The sequence below is a fragment of the Pseudomonas sp. 2848 genome (assembly GCF_003253945.1).
GTDB lineage: Bacteria > Pseudomonadota > Gammaproteobacteria > Pseudomonadales > Pseudomonadaceae > Aquipseudomonas.
This window is the reverse complement of sequence record NZ_QKZD01000014.1, coordinates 1-16,501: the sequence shown is the minus strand read 5'-3', so window position 1 is coordinate 16,501 and position 16,501 is coordinate 1. Positions and strand designations below refer to the sequence as shown.

Below are 16,501 nucleotides of genomic sequence, written 5' to 3'. Positions count from 1 at the left end.
TTTGTCGTCTGGTTGAACGTGTTCGGCGACAATTTATTGCGTATTCAAACGAATGTCTGGGTGAAAACCCTGATAGCGACCACCGAAATTTCCTCAGGTGTACAGCCCAGCTTCCAAGCGATCCCCATCAACGACAAAGGCCACCCGAAGGTGGCCTTTGTGCGCGTGGGGGGTATTGCGTGTTACTTACTTCTTGACTTCCCAGCCAGTCAGCTCGGCCAGGGCCTTGCCGATGTCAGCCAGGGAACGCACGGTTTTCACACCAGCGTCCTGCAGGGCGGCGAACTTCTCGTCCGCAGTACCCTTGCCACCGGAAATGATGGCGCCAGCGTGGCCCATGCGCTTGCCCGCAGGTGCGGTAACACCGGCGATGTAGGAAACGACAGGCTTGGTCACGTTGGCCTTGATGTAGGCCGCGGCTTCCTCTTCAGCGGAACCGCCGATCTCACCGATCATGACGATCGCTTCGGTCTTCGGATCTTCCTGGAACAGCTTCAGGATGTCGATGAAGTTGGAGCCCGGGATCGGGTCACCGCCGATGCCGACGCAGGTCGACTGGCCGAAACCGGCGTCGGTGGTCTGCTTGACAGCTTCGTAGGTCAGGGTGCCGGAACGCGAAACGATACCGACCTTGCCTGGCAGGTGGATGTGACCCGGCATGATGCCGATCTTGCACTCGCCCGGAGTGATCACGCCTGGGCAGTTCGGGCCGATCAGGGTCACGCCCAGCTCGTCACACTTGACCTTGGCGTCCAGCATGTCGAGGGTAGGGATACCCTCGGTGATGCAGACGATCAGCTTGATGCCACCGAAGGCGGCTTCCAGGATCGAGTCCTTGCAGAAAGGAGCCGGTACGTAGATCACCGACGCGTCAGCGCCGGTAGCTTCTACGGCTTCTTTCACGGTGTTGAACACCGGCAGGCCCAGGTGGGTGGTGCCACCCTTGCCCGGGGTGACGCCGCCGACCATCTTGGTGCCGTAGGCGATGGCTTGTTCGGAGTGGAAAGTACCCTGCGAGCCGGTGAAGCCCTGGCAGATGACTTTGGTGTCTTTATTGATCAGGACGCTCATTACTTGCCCTCCGCAGCTTTGACAACTTGTTGAGCAGCGTCGGTCAGGCTGGTTGCCGCAATGATGTTCAAACCGCTTTCTGCCAGTACTTTAGCGCCCAGTTCGGCGTTGTTGCCTTCGAGGCGAACGACGACCGGAACCTTGACGCCGACTTCTTTCACTGCACCGATGATGCCTTCGGCAATCATGTCGCAGCGAACGATGCCGCCGAAGATGTTGACCAGTACGGCCGCGACATTGCTGTCGGACAGGATGATCTTGAACGCTTCGGTAACGCGCTCTTTGGTAGCACCGCCGCCAACGTCGAGGAAGTTGGCAGGCTTGCCGCCGTGCAGGTTGACGATGTCCATGGTACCCATGGCCAGGCCGGCACCGTTGACCATGCAGCCGATGTTGCCTTCGAGGGCAACGTAGTTCAGTTCGAACTTGGCGGCGTGGGCTTCACGGGCGTCGTCCTGCGACGGGTCGTGGAAGGTCTTCAGCTTAGGCTGACGGTACATGGCGTTGGCGTCGATGTTGATCTTGGCATCGAGGCAGTGCAGGTCGCCATCGGCCTTGATCACCAGCGGGTTCACTTCCAGCAGGGCCAGATCGTGATCCTTGAACAGCTTGGCCAGGCCTACGAAGATCTTGGCGAACTGCTGAACTTGCTTGCCTTCCAGGCCCAGCTGGAACGCCAGCTCGCGACCCTGGAACGGCTGAGCGCCGACCAGCGGATCGATGGTGGCCTTGAGGATCTTCTCAGGAGTGTCGTGAGCGACTTTCTCGATGTCCACGCCACCTTCGGTGGAAGCCATGAACACGATGCGGCGGCTCGAACGATCGACTACAGCGCCCAGGTACAGCTCTTTGGCGATGTCAGTGCAGGATTCGACCAGGATCTTGGAAACTGGCTGACCATTGGCGTCGGTCTGGTAGGTAACCAGGTTCTTGCCAAGCCACTGGGCAGCGAACGCCTTGGCGTCTTCCTTGCTGCGAACCAGCTTGACGCCGCCCGCTTTACCGCGACCACCAGCGTGGACCTGGGCTTTTACAACCCACTCGGAACCGCCGATCTTGTCGCAGGCTTCTGCTGCAGCTTCAGGGGTGTCGACTGCGAAACCCTTGGAAACTGGCAGGCCGTATTCAGCGAACAGCTGCTTACCCTGATACTCGTGAAGATTCATGCTTTTTACCGTCTTCGTTAGGTACTGCGCTTCGGCGCTGCGCCATTACTGGCGCCGCACCACCTGTGACCGTTGACCCCGGGTTTTCCCATGTGATCCGGTCCGGCGGACGTTCCGCGGTGAGTCTTGCACGCAAGACCCACGACGGGCAGACCGCCGTGGTTTCTTATAATTAACGCTTCTTACGGTTGGCGACGTGAATGGCACCGCCATTCACCGCCAGCGCTGCTTCATGCAACGCTTCGGACAGGGTCGGATGGCTGAAGACCATCATGCCCAGATCCTCGGCACTGGTGCCGAATTCCATTGCGATCGCGCCCTGCTGTACCAGTTCGGCAGCCGATGGGCCAATCACGTGAACACCCAGGACGCGGTCGGTCTTGGCGTCGGCGATGACCTTGACGAAACCACCGGTATCGTTGGCTGCCATCGCACGGCCGCTGGCCGCGAACGGGAAGGTGCCTACGTTAACCTCAACACCCTCGGCCTTCAAGGCTTGTTCGGTCTTGCCGACCCACGCGATTTCCGGGTGGGTGTAGATGACCGACGGGATCAGGTCGTAGTTCATCTGGGCTTTGTGGCCCTTGATGCGCTCGACGACCATGATGCCCTCTTCCGAGGCCTTGTGCGCCAGCATCATGCCACGCACCACGTCACCGATGGCGAATACGCCCGGAACGCTGGTAGCGCAGTGGTCATCGACGAAGATGTAGCCACGCTCGTCGATGGTCACACCGCTGTCGGCAGCCAGCAGGTCAGTGGTCACCGGACGACGGCCGACCGCGACGATCAGCTTGTCGAAGGTGATCTTCTGCTCGCCTTCGGCGTTGGTGTAGGTGACTTCGACTTCGTTGCCGTTGACTTTCGAGCCGGTGACGCGAGCGCCCAGCTTGATGTCCAGGCCTTGCTTGGTCAGAGTCTTCTGGGCTTCTTTCGACACGGCAGTGTCGGCAGCCATCAGGAAGGTGTCCAGGGCTTCCAGGACGGTGACTTCGGCACCCAGGCGAGCCCAGACCGAGCCCAGTTCCAGGCCGATCACGCCGGCACCGATGACGCCCAGGCGCTTCGGTACAGCCTGGAATTCCAGGGCGCCGGTGGAATCGACGATGACGTTCTGGTCGACCGGAGCCGGTGGAATGTCGATCGGACGCGAGCCGGAAGCCAGGATCACGTTCTCGGCTTCGATGACTTCGGTGGTGCCGTCAGCCTTGGTGACTTCGACTTTCTTGCCGGCCAGCAGCTTGCCATGGCCCTGGATCGAAGTGACGCCGTTGGCCTTGAACAGGGTGGCAACACCGCCGGTCAGGTTCTTGACGATACCGGCCTTGCGGCCAACCATCGCGGCGACGTCCATCTTCACTTCACCCGTGGAGATACCGTGGACGTTGAAGCTCTCTTTGGCTTCCTTGTACTTCCAGGAGCTGTCCAGCAGCGCCTTGGAAGGAATGCAACCTACGTTCAGGCAGGTGCCGCCCAGGGCCAGCTTGCCCTCGGCGTCGGTGTACTTCTCGATACAGGCAGTCTTCAGACCGAGTTGGGCAGCCTTGATGGCGGCAACATAGCCGCCAGGACCTGCACCAATCACCACTACGTCGAATTTCTGGGTCATAAAAGATTCCTTATCAGCTACAAGCTACAAGCCGCGTACCGCACGGCCCCGTCTCTTGAAGAACGGGGCCGGCGGCGCGCAGCTAGTTGATTAGATGTCCAGCAGCAGGCGAGACGGATCTTCCAGCAGGTTCTTGATGGTCACCAGGAAGGTTACCGCTTCCTTGCCGTCGATCAGGCGGTGGTCGTAGGACAGCGCCAGGTACATCATTGGGCGGATCACCACTTGGCCATTGATGGCCATCGGGCGCTGGATGATGTTGTGCATGCCCAGGATCGCGGCCTGCGGCGGGTTGACGATCGGGGTCGACATCATCGAGCCGAAGGTACCACCGTTGGTGATGGTGAAGGTACCGCCAGTCATTTCTTCGATGGCCAGCTTGCCGTCACGGGCCTTCTTGCCGAAGGTAGCGATGCCGTTCTCGATTTCCGCCAAGCTCATCGACTCGGCGTTGCGCAGTACCGGTACCACCAGGCCACGGTCGCTGGAAACAGCGACGCCAACGTCTGCATAACCGTGGTAGACGATGTCGTTGCCGTCGATCGAGGCGTTGACCGCCGGGAAGCGCTTCAGCGCCTCGGTGGCGGCCTTGACGAAGAACGACATGAAGCCCAGGCGCACGCCGTTGTGGGTCTTCTCGAACAGGTCCTTGTACTTCGAACGCAGGGCCATGACTTCGGTCATGTCGACTTCGTTGAAGGTGGTCAGCATCGCCATGTTCGACTGGGCTTCGACCAGACGCTCGGCGATCTTGGCGCGCAGGCGGGTCATCGGCACACGCTTCTCGGTACGGTCGCCAGCGGCGACGACGACCGGAGCAGCGGCGGCGGCAGCGGCCGGCTTGGCAGCTGGAGCCGGGGCCGACTTTTTGTTGGCGACGGCGGCGACGACGTCTTCCTTGGTGATGCGACCGCCCTTGCCGGTGCCGGCAACGGTAGCCAGGTCGATACCGTTCTCTTCAGCCAGCTTGCGCGCGGCAGGTGCGGCAACCGGGTCGTCTTCGCCAGCGTCGGCGGCGACAGCAGCGGCTGGAGCGGCAGCGGCCGGGGCGGCAGCTGGAGCAGCGGCGGCAGCGCCGCCTTCCACGATCGAGCCCAGCACTTCGTCGGACAGGACGGTATCGCCCTCGCCCTTGACGATGGCACCCAGCACGCCGTCGGCGGTGGCCAGGACTTCCAGCACGACTTTGTCGGTTTCGATGTCGACGATCAGCTCGTCACGCTTGACGGCGTCGCCCGGCTGCTTGTGCCAGGTGGCAACGGTGCCATCGGCAACCGATTCCGGGAAGGTTGGGGCTTTGATCTCGATAGCCATTATCTGTGTTTCCTTAAATTCGGTTTCAGGTGCGCGAAGGCGTTAGACAGTGAACGCGTCTTGCAGCAGTTTTTCCTGCTGTTCGGCGTGCTTCGATGCGTAACCACAGGCTGGCGCGGCGGACGCGTCGCGGCCGGCGTATTCCAGGACCAGTGCCTTGTTGTGGCGGCCCAGGATACGGCGCATGTGGTGCTGGCTGCTGTACCAGGCGCCCTGGTTCATCGGCTCTTCCTGACACCACACTGCATGCTTGAGGTTGGTGTAAGGCGCCAGGATTTCGACCAGGTCGTCCTCAGGGAACGGATACAGCTGTTCGATACGCACGATGGCGATGTCTTCACGGCCTTCGGCACGGCGTTTTTCCAGCAGGTCGTAGTAGACCTTGCCGCCGCACAGGACCAGGCGTTCGACCTTGGCCGGATCGAGGGTATCGATTTCCGGGATCACGGTCTGGAACGAGCCTTCGGCCAGGTCTTCCAGGGTCGAGATGGCCAGCTTGTGGCGCAGCAGCGACTTCGGCGTCAGCACGACCAACGGCTTGCGCAGCGGGCGGATGACCTGGCGACGCAGCAGGTGGTAGATCTGTGCTGGAGTGGTCGGCACGCACACCTGGATGTTGTGCTCGGCGCACAGCTGCAGGTAACGCTCCAGACGCGCGGAGGAGTGCTCCGGGCCCTGCCCTTCATAACCGTGTGGCAGCAGCATGGTCAGACCGCACAGACGGCCCCACTTGTGCTCGCCGCTGGTGATGAACTGGTCGATCACCACTTGCGCGCCGTTGGCGAAGTCGCCGAACTGGGCTTCCCAGATCACCAGCGCGTTCGGCGTGGTGGTCGAGTAGCCGTATTCGAAAGCCAGTACCGCTTCTTCCGAAAGGAAGGAGTCGTACAGGTCGAAGCGCGGCTGGCCCGGGAACAGGTTCTTCAGCGGAACGTAGGTGCTGGCGTCCTTCTGGTTGTGCAGCACCGCGTGACGGTGCGAGAAGGTGCCACGGCCGATGTCCTGGCCGGTCATGCGGATCGGGTGACCCTCGAACTGCAGGGTGGCGTAGGCCATGGTCTCGGCGTAACCCCAGTTGATCGGCAAGCCGCCGGCTTGCATCTTCTGGCGGTCTTCGTAGATCTTCGCGACCTGACGCTGGACGACGAAGCCCTCTGGCAGCTCCAGCAGCTTGGCCGACAGTTCCTGCAGGGTCTTGAGGTCGAAGCGGGTGTCGTGACGCGCGGTCCAGGCATGGCCCAGGTACGGGCGCCAGTCGACGAACAGCTCGCGGTTCGGCTCCTTGACCAGGCTCTTGACGACGTGCAGGCCGTTGTCCAGGGCGTTGCGGTACTCGTCGATCTTGGCCTGGGCGCGTTCGGCATCGATGCGGCCGGCACTGATCAGTTGCTCGGCGTACAGCTCACGAGTGGTGCGCTGCTTGCTGATCTGCTGGTACATCAGCGGCTGGGTGCCGTTCGGCTCGTCGGCCTCGTTGTGGCCACGGCGGCGGTAGCAGACCAGGTCGATGACCACGTCACGCTTGAACTGCATGCGGTAATCGATGGCCAGCTGGGTGACGAACATCACCGCTTCAGGATCGTCGCCGTTCACGTGCAGGATCGGTGCCTGGATCATCTTGGCAACGTCGGTGGCGTACTCGGTGGAGCGCGCGTCCAGCGGGTTGCTGATGGTGAAGCCGACCTGGTTGTTGATCACGATGTGCACGGTGCCGCCGGTCTTGAAACCGCGGGTCTGCGACATCTGGAAGGTTTCCATGACCACGCCCTGGCCGGCGAACGCCGCGTCGCCGTGGATCGAGATCGGCAGGACCTTGTCGCCAACGCTATCGTTGCGGCGATCCTGGCGGGCGCGAACCGAACCTTCAACCACTGGCGAGACGATTTCCAGGTGGGAGGGGTTGAACGCCATGGCCAGGTGAACTTCGCCACCGGGGGTCATCACGTTGGAGGAGAAGCCCTGGTGATACTTCACGTCACCGGAGCCCAGCTCGTTCATCTTCTTGCCTTCGAACTCGTCGAACAGCTCGCGCGGGTTCTTGCCGAAGGTGTTGACGAGCACGTTCAGGCGGCCACGGTGGGCCATGCCGATCACGACTTCCTTGGTACCGTAGGAACCGGAGCGCTGGATCATTTCGTCCAGCATCGGGATCAGGCTCTCGCCGCCTTCCAGGCCGAAGCGCTTGGTGCCCGGGTACTTGGTGCCCAGGTACTTCTCCAGGCCCTCACCGGCCGTGACGCGCTCGAGCAGGTGCGCCTGCACATCGGCGGAGAACTCCGGACGGCCACGCACGCTTTCCAGGCGCTGCTGGAACCAGCTGCGCTGCTCGGAATCGACGATGTGGGTGAATTCGGCACCAATGGTGCGACAATATGTCTTCTCGAGCGCCTCGAAGATTTCGCGTAGGCTCGCTTCCTCTTTGCCGATGAACAGGTCGCCGGCACGGAAGGTCGTATCAAGATCGGCATTGGTCAAGCCGTAATGATTGATCGACAGGTCTACGGGCGCAGGACGCTGCCACAACCCCAACGGGTCGAGCTTGGCAGCCTGATGGCCGCGCATACGATAGGCCTGGATCAGTCGCAGCACTTCAACCTGCTTCTTCTCGTGCTCTGTGCTCACGCTCCCGGCGGAAACCGGTTGGGCGCGGCGCTGGTTCTTTGCCAGCAATACGAAATGGTCGCGGATCGTCGAGTGCGATACATCGGTAGCGGTGCTGCCGTCGGCGGGCAACTTCTGGAAGTAGGTGCGCCACTCTTCTGGCACAGCGTTAGGGTCGTGCAGGTAGAGCTCATAAAGCTCTTCCACATATGCAGCGTTACCACCTGAAAGGTGGGCGCTTTCCCACATGCGCTGCATCACGCTTTCTTGCATGCTTGGTCACCCTCGGTTAGGGGACTGATCGGCGAGAGCCACAGCAAACCTGGAAAAGTCCGAACACAGCGACTGAACCACGCCACCTGGATCCTGCTGATTTTCCGGGTACCAGCCCGGAAGCCCCTGCTGGTCTCATATCTTCATAGGTAATGAGCGCGGGCTTTGTGGGCCCTTGCCCGGGTTTTACCTCAGTGCGGGCTCACCACCCGCACCTCGGCTTACTGCAGGTACAACGTTTTGAATCAGGTGCCGCTCTGCAGCAGCATGTTACGTACGTGGCCGATAGCCTTGGTCGGGTTCAGACCCTTCGGGCAAACGTTCACGCAGTTCATGATCCCGCGGCAGCGGAATACGCTGAACGGGTCATCCAGGGACGCCAGGCGCTCCTGAGTCTTGGTGTCACGGCTGTCGGCCAGGAAGCGATAGGCCTGCAGCAGTGCGGCGGGGCCCAGGAACTTGTCCGGGTTCCACCAGAACGATGGGCAGGAGGTCGAGCAGCAAGCGCACAGGATGCACTCGTACAGACCGTCCAGCTTGTCGCGGTCTTCCGGGGACTGCAGACGCTCGATGGCCGGAGCCGGCGTGTCGTTCTGCAGGAACGGCTTCACCTTCTCGTACTGCTTGTAGAAGATGCTCATATCGACCACCAGGTCACGAATGACCGGCAGGCCAGGCAGCGGGCGCAGCACCAGCTTGTTGCCCTTGACCACGCCCGACAGAGGGGTGATGCAGGCCAGGCCGTTCTTGCCGTTCATGTTCATGCCATCGGAACCGCACACGCCTTCACGGCAGGAGCGACGGTACGAGAAGCCCTCGTCCTTTTCCTTGATCAGTGCCAGCACGTCCAGAACCATCAGGTCCTTGCCGCCGGTATCGACGTCGAACGACTCCATCTTGGGCGCCGAGTCGGTGTCGGGGTTGTAGCGATAAACTTCGACTTTCAACATAGCAGCCACCCTTAGTAAGTCCGGACTTTTGGTTCGAAGGCAGGAACTGTCTTCGGCGCAAAGTTGACGCCGCGCTTGGCAACGCGCTTCTCACCCGGGTAGTACAGGGTGTGGCACAGCCAGTTCTCGTCGTCACGGTCTTCGAAGTCTTCACGGGCGTGTGCGCCGCGGGACTCTTTACGGGCTTCGGCCGCGATGGCGGTAGCTTCGGCGACTTCCAGCAGGTTCTGCAGCTCCAGCGCTTCGATACGCGCGGTGTTGAAGGCCTGGGACTTGTCGTTGATCTTGACGTTGGCGATGCGGTCTCGCAGGCCAGCCAGCTGCTCGATACCCTTCTGCATGTATTCGCCGGTACGGAATACACCGAAGTAGTTCTGCATGCAGCTCTGCAGCTCGCGCTTCAGGCTTGCCACGTCTTCGCCGCTGGTACGCTCGTTGAGCTTGTTCAGGCGGTTCAGGGCAACATCGACGTCGGTGTCGCTGGCATCGCGGTACTCGACGCCTTCGGTCAGCGCCTTTTCCAGGTGCAGGCCGGCGGCACGACCGAATACAACCAGGTCGAGCAGCGAGTTGCCGCCCAGACGGTTGGCGCCATGGACCGACACGCAGGCCACTTCACCCACGGCGAACAGACCCGGGATGATGTGGTCCTTGCCTTCGGCGTCCATGGTGATGGCCTGGCCATGAATGTTGGTGGCAACGCCGCCCATCATGTAATGGCAGGTCGGCACGACCGGAACCGGGGCGACCACCGGGTCGACGTGGGCGAAGGTCTTGGACAGCTCGCAGATACCTGGCAGGCGGCTGTGCAGCACTTCCTCGCCCAGGTGATCCAGCTTCAGCAGCACGTGGTCCTTGTTCGGGCCCACGCCGTTGCCGGCGATGATTTCCTTGACCATGGAGCGGGCGACCACGTCGCGGCCGGCCAGGTCTTTCGCGTTCGGCGCGTAACGCTCCATGAAGCGCTCGCCGTGGGCGTTGATCAGGTAGCCACCTTCACCGCGGCAACCTTCGGTGACCAGTACACCGGCGCCGGCGATGCCGGTCGGGTGGAACTGCCACATCTCGATATCCTGCACCGGCACGCCGGCACGCAGGGCCATGCCGATACCGTCACCGGTATTGATCAGGGCGTTGGTGGTGGAGGCGTAGATACGGCCAGCACCGCCAGTCGCCAGCACGGTGGCCTTGGACTTGATGTACATGGTTTCGCCGGTTTCGATGCAGATCGCGATCACACCGACGAACGCGCCGTCCTGGTTCTTCACCAGGTCAACGGCGTAGTACTCGTTGAGGAAGGTGGTGCCTGCCTTCAGGTTGCCCTGGTACAGGGTGTGCAGCAGCGCGTGACCGGTACGGTCGGAGGCTGCGCAGGTACGGGCAGCCTGGCCGCCCTTGCCGAAGTCCTTGGACTGGCCACCGAACGGACGCTGGTAGATACGACCGGTTTCGGTACGCGAGAACGGCAGGCCCATGTGGTCCAGCTCGAAGACCGCGGCAGGGCCTTCCTGGCACATGTATTCGATAGCGTCCTGGTCACCGATGTAGTCGGAACCCTTGACGGTATCGTACATGTGCCAGCGCCAGTCGTCGTTCGGGTCGGCCGAAGCGATGGCGCAGGTAATGCCGCCCTGGGCGGAAACGGTATGCGAACGGGTCGGGAACACCTTGGTGACTACAGCGGTCTTGTGGCCGCCTTGAGCCAGTTGCAGTGCTGCGCGCATGCCCGCGCCGCCGCCACCGATGATGATGGCGTCGAAGGAAATGGTTGGAATGTTAGCCATGAATCAGATACCCCAGAGAATCTGCACACCCCAGACGAAGTAAGCGAACATCGCAACGCCGCATACCGCCTGGAACAGGAAACGAATCGCAGTCGCCGACTTGCCGAACGCCATCGGCGTCAGGTAGTCGGTGGCAATGGTCCACATGCCGACCCAGGCGTGGGCGCCCAGGGCAACGAGGGCCAGCAGACTGAAGATGCGCATCGCATTGTTGGTGAACAGAGCGTGCCACTGGGCGTAGTCGATGCCCGGGTGGGCGGCGAGGTAGCCGATCAGGAAAATGAAATAAGCCGCGAGAACGACCGCCGAGACGCGCTGCGCCATCCAGTCGTAGAGGCCCGAACGCGACAGGTTCGTGACGTTAGTTACCATACCCAAACTCCTGCCAGAACGATCAGCACCACGGAGATGACGATCACGATTTTCGAGCCCAGCTTGCCGCCTTCCAGCGTCTCACCGACACCCATGTCCATGATCAGGTGGCGCACACCTGCCACGAGGTGGTACAGCAGGCCGGACAGCAGGCCCCAGGTCACCAGTTTGGCCAGCGGACTGGTCAGACACGCCTTCACCTCGGCAAAGCCTTCCTCCGAACCCAGCGACTTGCCCAGTGCGTACAGCATGATGGCAAGGCCGAGGAAGAGGATGACGCCGGAAATACGGTGAAGAATGGACGTGTACGCGGTGATCGGGAGTTTGATGGTCCTTAGGTCTAGGTTTACAGGTCGTTGGCTTTTCACGGCTTTTTTCACACTGAAGAGCCCCTAGCTAACAGGGCAAAGTTGTTGGTAAGTGTACTGGTCAGGTACCCACCACCCAGGAGAGCGACGACACCCAGCAGGGCGGGCTTGAAAGCCCCTGGGAGTCGGCTGCCGAGTATAGACAGTTAGGCTGCTTATGACAACGTGAGGGGCTAGCCCAAATAGCGCATTGCCTTTAAGGGACAAAAGGCGTAAACGGGCGAGAATTTCGTGAAAAATCAGGCCTCAGAGGGCGTTTCAACCAGCCTTTAGGCAAATTGACATTCGAATTTATCCCTCTATAGTGGTGCGGGCCCTGCGTGGGGGGTCTGTCTGATGATTTCAAGCATTAATAGGAGGCCACATGGCTGACAAAAAAGCGCAGTTGATCATCGAGGGCGCTGCCCCCGTCGAGCTGCCCATTTTAACCGGCACCGTTGGTCCCGATGTTATCGACGTCCGCGGGTTGGGGGCATCAGGCCACTTCACCTTCGACCCTGGTTTCATGGCGACCGCCTCGTGCGAGTCGAAGATCACCTACATCGATGGCGACAAGGGCGTGCTGCTGCACCGCGGCTACCCGATCGAACAGCTCGCCGAACAGTCGGACTACCTCGAGACCTGCTACCTGCTGCTCAACGGCGAACTGCCGAATGCCGAGCAGAAGGCCCAGTTCGTCAGCACCGTGAAGAACCACACCATGGTTCACGAGCAGCTGAAGTCGTTCTTCAACGGCTTCCGCCGCGACGCCCACCCCATGGCAGTGATGTGCGGCGTGGTCGGCGCCCTGTCGGCGTTCTATCACGACTCGCTGGACATCAATAACCCGCAGCACCGCGAAATCTCCGCGGTACGCCTGGTCGCGAAAATGCCGACCCTGGCCGCGATGGTCTACAAGTACTCCATGGGCCAACCCATGATGTACCCGCGCAATGACCTGTCGTACGCGGAAAACTTCCTGCACATGATGTTCAACACCCCGTGCGAGATCAAACCGATCAGCCCGGTGCTGGCCAAGGCGATGGACCGGATCTTCATCCTCCACGCCGACCACGAGCAGAACGCCTCCACCTCCACCGTACGCCTGGCGGGCTCCTCGGGCGCCAACCCGTTCGCCTGTATCGCCGCCGGCATCGCCGCACTGTGGGGCCCGGCCCACGGCGGTGCGAACGAAGCCGTACTGACCATGCTCGATGAAATCGGCGATGTCTCGAACATCGACAAGTTCATCGCCAAGGCCAAGGACAAGAACGATCCGTTCAAGCTCATGGGCTTCGGTCACCGCGTGTACAAGAACCGCGACCCGCGCGCCACCGTGATGAAGAAGACCTGCGACGAAGTGCTCAGCGAGCTGGGCATCAAGAACGACCCGCAGCTGGAACTGGCCATGCGCCTGGAAGAGATCGCCCTGACCGATCCGTACTTCGTCGAGCGCTCGCTGTACCCGAACGTCGACTTCTATTCGGGCATCATCCTCAAGGCCATCGGTATTCCGACCAGCATGTTCACCGTGATCTTCGCCCTGGCACGTACCGTCGGCTGGATCTCGCACTGGAAGGAAATGCTCTCCAGCCCATACAAGATCGGCCGCCCACGCCAGCTGTACACCGGCTACGAGCAGCGTGACATCGTCGAGCTGAAAGACCGCAAGTAAGCCCTGTCGGCCGAACGCAAAAAAGGCTGCCCTCGGGCAGCCTTTCTTGTTTCTGCGCTACCGGCGCCGATCACTGCTTCTCGGCACGCTCCTTCAACCCCTTCAGGGTATTGAACGGTGCATCCACCACGAACTTGTTGGCCAGCCAGGACGGCACGCTGCCACCTGGCTCGGTGTGCACTTGGTAGGTCACCTCGGTGCTGTCACCCTTGGGCACCAGCTTCCAGTAGCCCTCCACCTGGGCGACACGCACGAAGCCCTTTTCCTCCGGCAGATACTTTGGCTGCTCCTCAAGCTTGCGGGTCAGGCTGCCATCAGCCTCCTGGACAGTGGTCACATGCAGGACGGAATCGCGTGGCGTCACCGGCCATGGTGTATTGAACTGGGTGTAGGTCCAGCTCTGGTCGCCCTCGCTCTTGAGCAGTTTCTGCGACTTGCACTCGTGGATCCAGGCGCAGGCCCCCGCCACGTCCTCCTGCAACGCCTTGACCTTGGCCAGCGGCGCCTTGATCACGGTCACGCCACGGTAGGCCTTGTACTTGGAACCGGCCACCTCGCTGAGGGATACCTTGATCCCCTCCTCGTCCTTGGCCACCTGCCAGTTCTCAGCCCAAGCCGTCGGTGCCAGCACGACACCCATGCCACACAGCAGTGCAATACGCTTGATCGATCTCATCATCTTGTTCCTTGTTGTCGAGGATCCAACCTGTCACGCCGCCGTCATCTGCTCCAGCCACCCGATGATGCGGATAGCCTCGTCACGATCGTTGCCACAGATGTCCGCTTCCGCCTTGAAGCCGCCACACACTTTGGGCCGCTCGGGCTTGCCGAACAGCGCACAGAGGTTTTCGACATTCAGGTGCAGGCAGCGTTCGCCGGCCGGCTTGCCCTGCGGCATGCCGGGGATAGGTGAACTGATGGACGGGGCGATGCAGCAGGCACCGCAGCCCTCGCGGCATTTCATGACAACAGGACTCCCAGGAGCAAAACGGGACGAACGTCCCTGGATACTAACCGCTCAAACGTATGTTTGAAATTGCCGAGCGAATGAAAAAGACGGTGACCCGGCAGTCAGTTGCGGAATTCGAAATCGATCGCCGCGCCGTCGACGTCGCGCCGGCTGTCGTTGCGCAACTGCAGCTGCATTTCGTTGCTGATCAGCCGGCCGTTGAGCTGGAACGGGCTGCTGTCGGATTCCGGCTTGGTGGGGAACATCGACGGCAGCAGAGGTTTGCGCACCACCGGCCCGTCACCCAGGTCCGGCTCGAGGTGCCTGACCATTTCACTCGGCAGGCTCAGGTCGATCTTCGGCTTGGGTAGCGATTTGGCGACAGCCTTGCTGACAGGTTTGGCCTTCACCTTGGACTTGGCCTTTGGTTTGGCCTTGGGCTTGGCTGTCGGTTTGGCTGCAGCCTTGGCCGGCGACTTGTGCACCCCCTGCGCCTTGGTTGCAGGCTCGGCAGCCTGCACCGCTCCGGCCGGCAGCCAGGGCAACGCGAAACACAGGGCAATGACAAGAGGACGAAACAGGTTCATGGGTACCGGGAGCGTAAGCTGCAAAACGCGTATGCTCCCTGTTCCCCGCTCATCTGACAAGCCTACAAAAGTGAACCAGTCGGCTCGCGGCACAATTGCTGGGCCAGCAGCCCCAGGGTCATCACCGCGCGCTCCGCCTCGCGGTTCCAGGGAATGCCGCAATTAAGCCGGATACAGTGGTTGAACTGCTCCGTATTACTGAAGATCAGCCCCGGCGCGATGCTGATCCCCTGCTCCAGCGCCCGCACATGCAGCTCCTGGGTATTGACCCGCCCCGGCAGGCTGACCCAAAGAATGAAGCCGCCGGTGGGCCGGGTCATCTGCGTGCCTTCCGGGAAGTGCTGCTGCACCGCCAGCTGGTAGGCACTGAGGTTCTTGCGATACTCCTGGCGAATGTAGCGCAGATGGCGATCGTAGCCGCCGTTCTCCAGGTAGGCGGCCACCGCCATCTGCGTGACACTGCAGGCCGAGTGCGTAGTGAAGGTCTGCAGGCGCTGGATCTCGTCCTGGTAGCGCCCGGCGATCATCCAGCCGACCCGCACCCCTGGCGACAGGGTCTTGGAGAAGCTCGAGCAGTAGATCACCCGGTCGAGGCGATCGAACGCCTTGAGCGCCTTGGTGCGCCCCTGCTCGAACATCAGCTCACCGTAGATATCATCCTCGACGATCTGTATGTCGAAGTCCGAGGCCAGGCGCAGCAACTGCTTCTGCCGCTCCTCGGGGATGGTGCCGCCCAAGGGATTGCTCAAGCGCGCCGTCAGTACCAGCGCCTTGATCGACCACTGGTTGGCTGCCAGTTGCAGGGCTTCCAGGCTGATACCGGTAGACGGGTCGCTGGGAATCTCGATGACCTTGAGCCCCAGCAGGTCGGCCAGCTGCAGCAGGCCATAGTAAGTGGGCGACTCGGCCGCGATCAGGTCGCCCGGTCGGGTCAGCACCCGCAGCGCCATCTGCAGGGCATCGACGCAGCCGTGGGTCACCACCACCTCACGCGGATCGACCAGCACGCCGGCATCACGCATGCGAATGGCGATCTGCCGGCGCAGCGGTTCGAAACCCGGGCTGAACATGTAGCTGAAGGCACGCGGACTGTGGAAGCGCGTCACCTTGGCCAATTGCTGGTGCAGGGCACGCACGGGCAGGTAGTCCACATGCGGCACCGCGGCGCCGAACGGGAAAACCCCATCGCGCCGCGCCTCGACCAGCACCTGCTGGATGATGCTTGCCCGGGTGACCAGGCCCGGACGCTCGACCCGCGCGATATCCGGGGTCTGCGCCGTCAACGCCGGGGTCTGGTGGACGTAGTAGCCGGACTGCGGCCGGGCACGAATCAGGCCCTGGTCCTCGAGATTGGCGTACGCCTGCAGCACGGTGGCATGGCTGACATTGAGCTGCGCGCTCATCTTGCGCACCGACGGCACCCGCTCCCCCGGCTGGTAGACACCCCGGCGGATGTCATCGGCCAGTTGCTGGGCAATGCGCTGGTACAGCAGCAGGTTGGTCATGGCGTGTTCTCGAAGCGCTGACGGGTCATTGTTCTTGTGTGGCTCACTGCGGGGCCAGAATACCGTAACAGTTACGAAGTGTACTGGGACAGATCGGAGAATAGCCAACAATACAGTTACGTGACAGAGAAGTGATAGCCGACCACGTCGGCGCGCCGACGAACGCTCAAATTACCTTTGATACTGCCGTTGCCGTTGCCGTTGCCGTTGCCGTTGCCGTTGCCGTTGCCGTTGCCGTTGCCGTTGCCGTTGCCGATCAAGAGTCTAGCGCCCTACCCAGCTAGCGACAGCTGCGTCA

Annotated in this window: 15 protein-coding genes; 1 reads left to right on the top strand and 14 read right to left on the bottom strand. The window is 61.6% G+C overall.

Annotated elements, in window-relative coordinates:
* Window positions 1–186: 186 nt before the first annotated feature.
* From sucD to sdhC, 9 genes are all read right to left on the bottom strand, one after another.
* On the bottom strand, window positions 187–1,071 hold the full coding sequence (sucD, locus tag DFS21_RS22905) for a succinate--CoA ligase subunit alpha (RefSeq protein WP_004376004.1): 885 nt from the start codon (window positions 1,069–1,071) through the stop codon (window positions 187–189).
* Window positions 1,071–2,237, bottom strand: a complete 1,167-nt coding sequence (gene sucC, locus DFS21_RS22900) for an ADP-forming succinate--CoA ligase subunit beta (protein WP_023629628.1) — start codon at window positions 2,235–2,237, stop codon at window positions 1,071–1,073. The genes sucD and sucC overlap by 1 nt, the downstream gene beginning before the upstream one ends.
* A 172-nt stretch (window positions 2,238–2,409) precedes the next feature.
* On the bottom strand, window positions 2,410–3,846 hold the full coding sequence (gene lpdA / locus DFS21_RS22895; protein ID WP_102684708.1) for a dihydrolipoyl dehydrogenase: 1,437 nt from the start codon (window positions 3,844–3,846) through the stop codon (window positions 2,410–2,412).
* 90 nt (window positions 3,847–3,936) lie between these two features.
* Window positions 3,937–5,160: a 2-oxoglutarate dehydrogenase complex dihydrolipoyllysine-residue succinyltransferase gene (gene odhB, locus DFS21_RS22890; RefSeq protein WP_110704457.1), complete on the bottom strand. Its 1,224-nt coding sequence runs from the start codon at window positions 5,158–5,160 to the stop codon at window positions 3,937–3,939.
* Between the two features lie 42 nt (window positions 5,161–5,202).
* On the bottom strand, window positions 5,203–8,034 hold the full coding sequence (locus DFS21_RS22885; RefSeq protein WP_102684706.1) for a 2-oxoglutarate dehydrogenase E1 component: 2,832 nt from the start codon (window positions 8,032–8,034) through the stop codon (window positions 5,203–5,205).
* Between the two features lie 245 nt (window positions 8,035–8,279).
* Window positions 8,280–8,984, bottom strand: a complete 705-nt coding sequence (locus DFS21_RS22880; protein WP_012315348.1) for a succinate dehydrogenase iron-sulfur subunit — start codon at window positions 8,982–8,984, stop codon at window positions 8,280–8,282.
* A gap of 11 nt (window positions 8,985–8,995) precedes the next feature.
* Window positions 8,996–10,768, bottom strand: a complete 1,773-nt coding sequence (sdhA, locus tag DFS21_RS22875; protein WP_023628895.1) for a succinate dehydrogenase flavoprotein subunit — start codon at window positions 10,766–10,768, stop codon at window positions 8,996–8,998.
* A gap of 3 nt (window positions 10,769–10,771) precedes the next feature.
* Window positions 10,772–11,140 carry a succinate dehydrogenase, hydrophobic membrane anchor protein gene (gene sdhD, locus DFS21_RS22870; RefSeq protein WP_023628896.1) on the bottom strand — a complete coding sequence of 123 codons (369 nt, stop codon included), beginning with the start codon at window positions 11,138–11,140 and terminating at the stop codon, window positions 10,772–10,774.
* Entirely contained in the window at window positions 11,134–11,520 is a 387-nt protein-coding gene (sdhC, locus tag DFS21_RS22865; protein WP_023628897.1) for a succinate dehydrogenase, cytochrome b556 subunit, read from the bottom strand. Before sdhC ends, sdhD begins: the two co-directional genes overlap by 7 nt.
* Before the next feature lie 352 nt (window positions 11,521–11,872).
* On the opposite strand from sdhC, the gene gltA reads away from it, so the two are divergent.
* Entirely contained in the window at window positions 11,873–13,162 is a 1,290-nt protein-coding gene (gene gltA / locus DFS21_RS22860; protein WP_046854764.1) for a citrate synthase, read from the top strand.
* A gap of 70 nt (window positions 13,163–13,232) precedes the next feature.
* Here gltA and DFS21_RS22855 read toward each other — a convergent pair whose 3' ends face one another.
* The 5 genes from DFS21_RS22855 to DFS21_RS26790 form a co-directional block, all read right to left on the bottom strand.
* Entirely contained in the window at window positions 13,233–13,838 is a 606-nt protein-coding gene (locus DFS21_RS22855; RefSeq protein WP_110704459.1) for an START domain-containing protein, read from the bottom strand.
* A gap of 33 nt (window positions 13,839–13,871) precedes the next feature.
* Window positions 13,872–14,126, bottom strand: a complete 255-nt coding sequence (locus tag DFS21_RS22850; protein WP_110704461.1) for a YkgJ family cysteine cluster protein — start codon at window positions 14,124–14,126, stop codon at window positions 13,872–13,874.
* A gap of 107 nt (window positions 14,127–14,233) precedes the next feature.
* Window positions 14,234–14,698 carry a hypothetical protein gene (locus DFS21_RS22845; RefSeq protein ID WP_111533202.1) on the bottom strand — a complete coding sequence of 155 codons (465 nt, stop codon included), beginning with the start codon at window positions 14,696–14,698 and terminating at the stop codon, window positions 14,234–14,236.
* A gap of 62 nt (window positions 14,699–14,760) precedes the next feature.
* Entirely contained in the window at window positions 14,761–16,203 is a 1,443-nt protein-coding gene (locus DFS21_RS22840; protein WP_038706507.1) for a PLP-dependent aminotransferase family protein, read from the bottom strand.
* Between the two features lie 116 nt (window positions 16,204–16,319).
* Window positions 16,320–16,463, bottom strand: a complete 144-nt coding sequence (locus tag DFS21_RS26790) for a hypothetical protein (protein WP_178082053.1) — start codon at window positions 16,461–16,463, stop codon at window positions 16,320–16,322.
* Window positions 16,464–16,501: the final 38 nt, after the last annotated feature.

Coding starts and splice junctions, on each gene's coding strand:
- sucD (WP_004376004.1), bottom strand. CDS start 1,071: ATGAGCGTCCTGATCAATAAAGACACCAAAGTCATCTGCCAGGGCTTC.
- sucC (WP_023629628.1), bottom strand. CDS start 2,237: ATGAATCTTCACGAGTATCAGGGTAAGCAGCTGTTCGCTGAATACGGC.
- lpdA (WP_102684708.1), bottom strand. CDS start 3,846: ATGACCCAGAAATTCGACGTAGTGGTGATTGGTGCAGGTCCTGGCGGC.
- odhB (WP_110704457.1), bottom strand. CDS start 5,160: ATGGCTATCGAGATCAAAGCCCCAACCTTCCCGGAATCGGTTGCCGAT.
- DFS21_RS22885 (WP_102684706.1), bottom strand. CDS start 8,034: ATGCAAGAAAGCGTGATGCAGCGCATGTGGGAAAGCGCCCACCTTTCA.
- DFS21_RS22880 (WP_012315348.1), bottom strand. CDS start 8,984: ATGTTGAAAGTCGAAGTTTATCGCTACAACCCCGACACCGACTCGGCG.
- sdhA (WP_023628895.1), bottom strand. CDS start 10,768: ATGGCTAACATTCCAACCATTTCCTTCGACGCCATCATCATCGGTGGC.
- sdhD (WP_023628896.1), bottom strand. CDS start 11,140: ATGGTAACTAACGTCACGAACCTGTCGCGTTCGGGCCTCTACGACTGG.
- gltA (WP_046854764.1), top strand. CDS start 11,873: ATGGCTGACAAAAAAGCGCAGTTGATCATCGAGGGCGCTGCCCCCGTC.
- DFS21_RS22855 (WP_110704459.1), bottom strand. CDS start 13,838: ATGAGATCGATCAAGCGTATTGCACTGCTGTGTGGCATGGGTGTCGTG.
- DFS21_RS22850 (WP_110704461.1), bottom strand. CDS start 14,126: ATGAAATGCCGCGAGGGCTGCGGTGCCTGCTGCATCGCCCCGTCCATC.
- DFS21_RS22845 (WP_111533202.1), bottom strand. CDS start 14,698: ATGAACCTGTTTCGTCCTCTTGTCATTGCCCTGTGTTTCGCGTTGCCC.
- DFS21_RS22840 (WP_038706507.1), bottom strand. CDS start 16,203: ATGACCAACCTGCTGCTGTACCAGCGCATTGCCCAGCAACTGGCCGAT.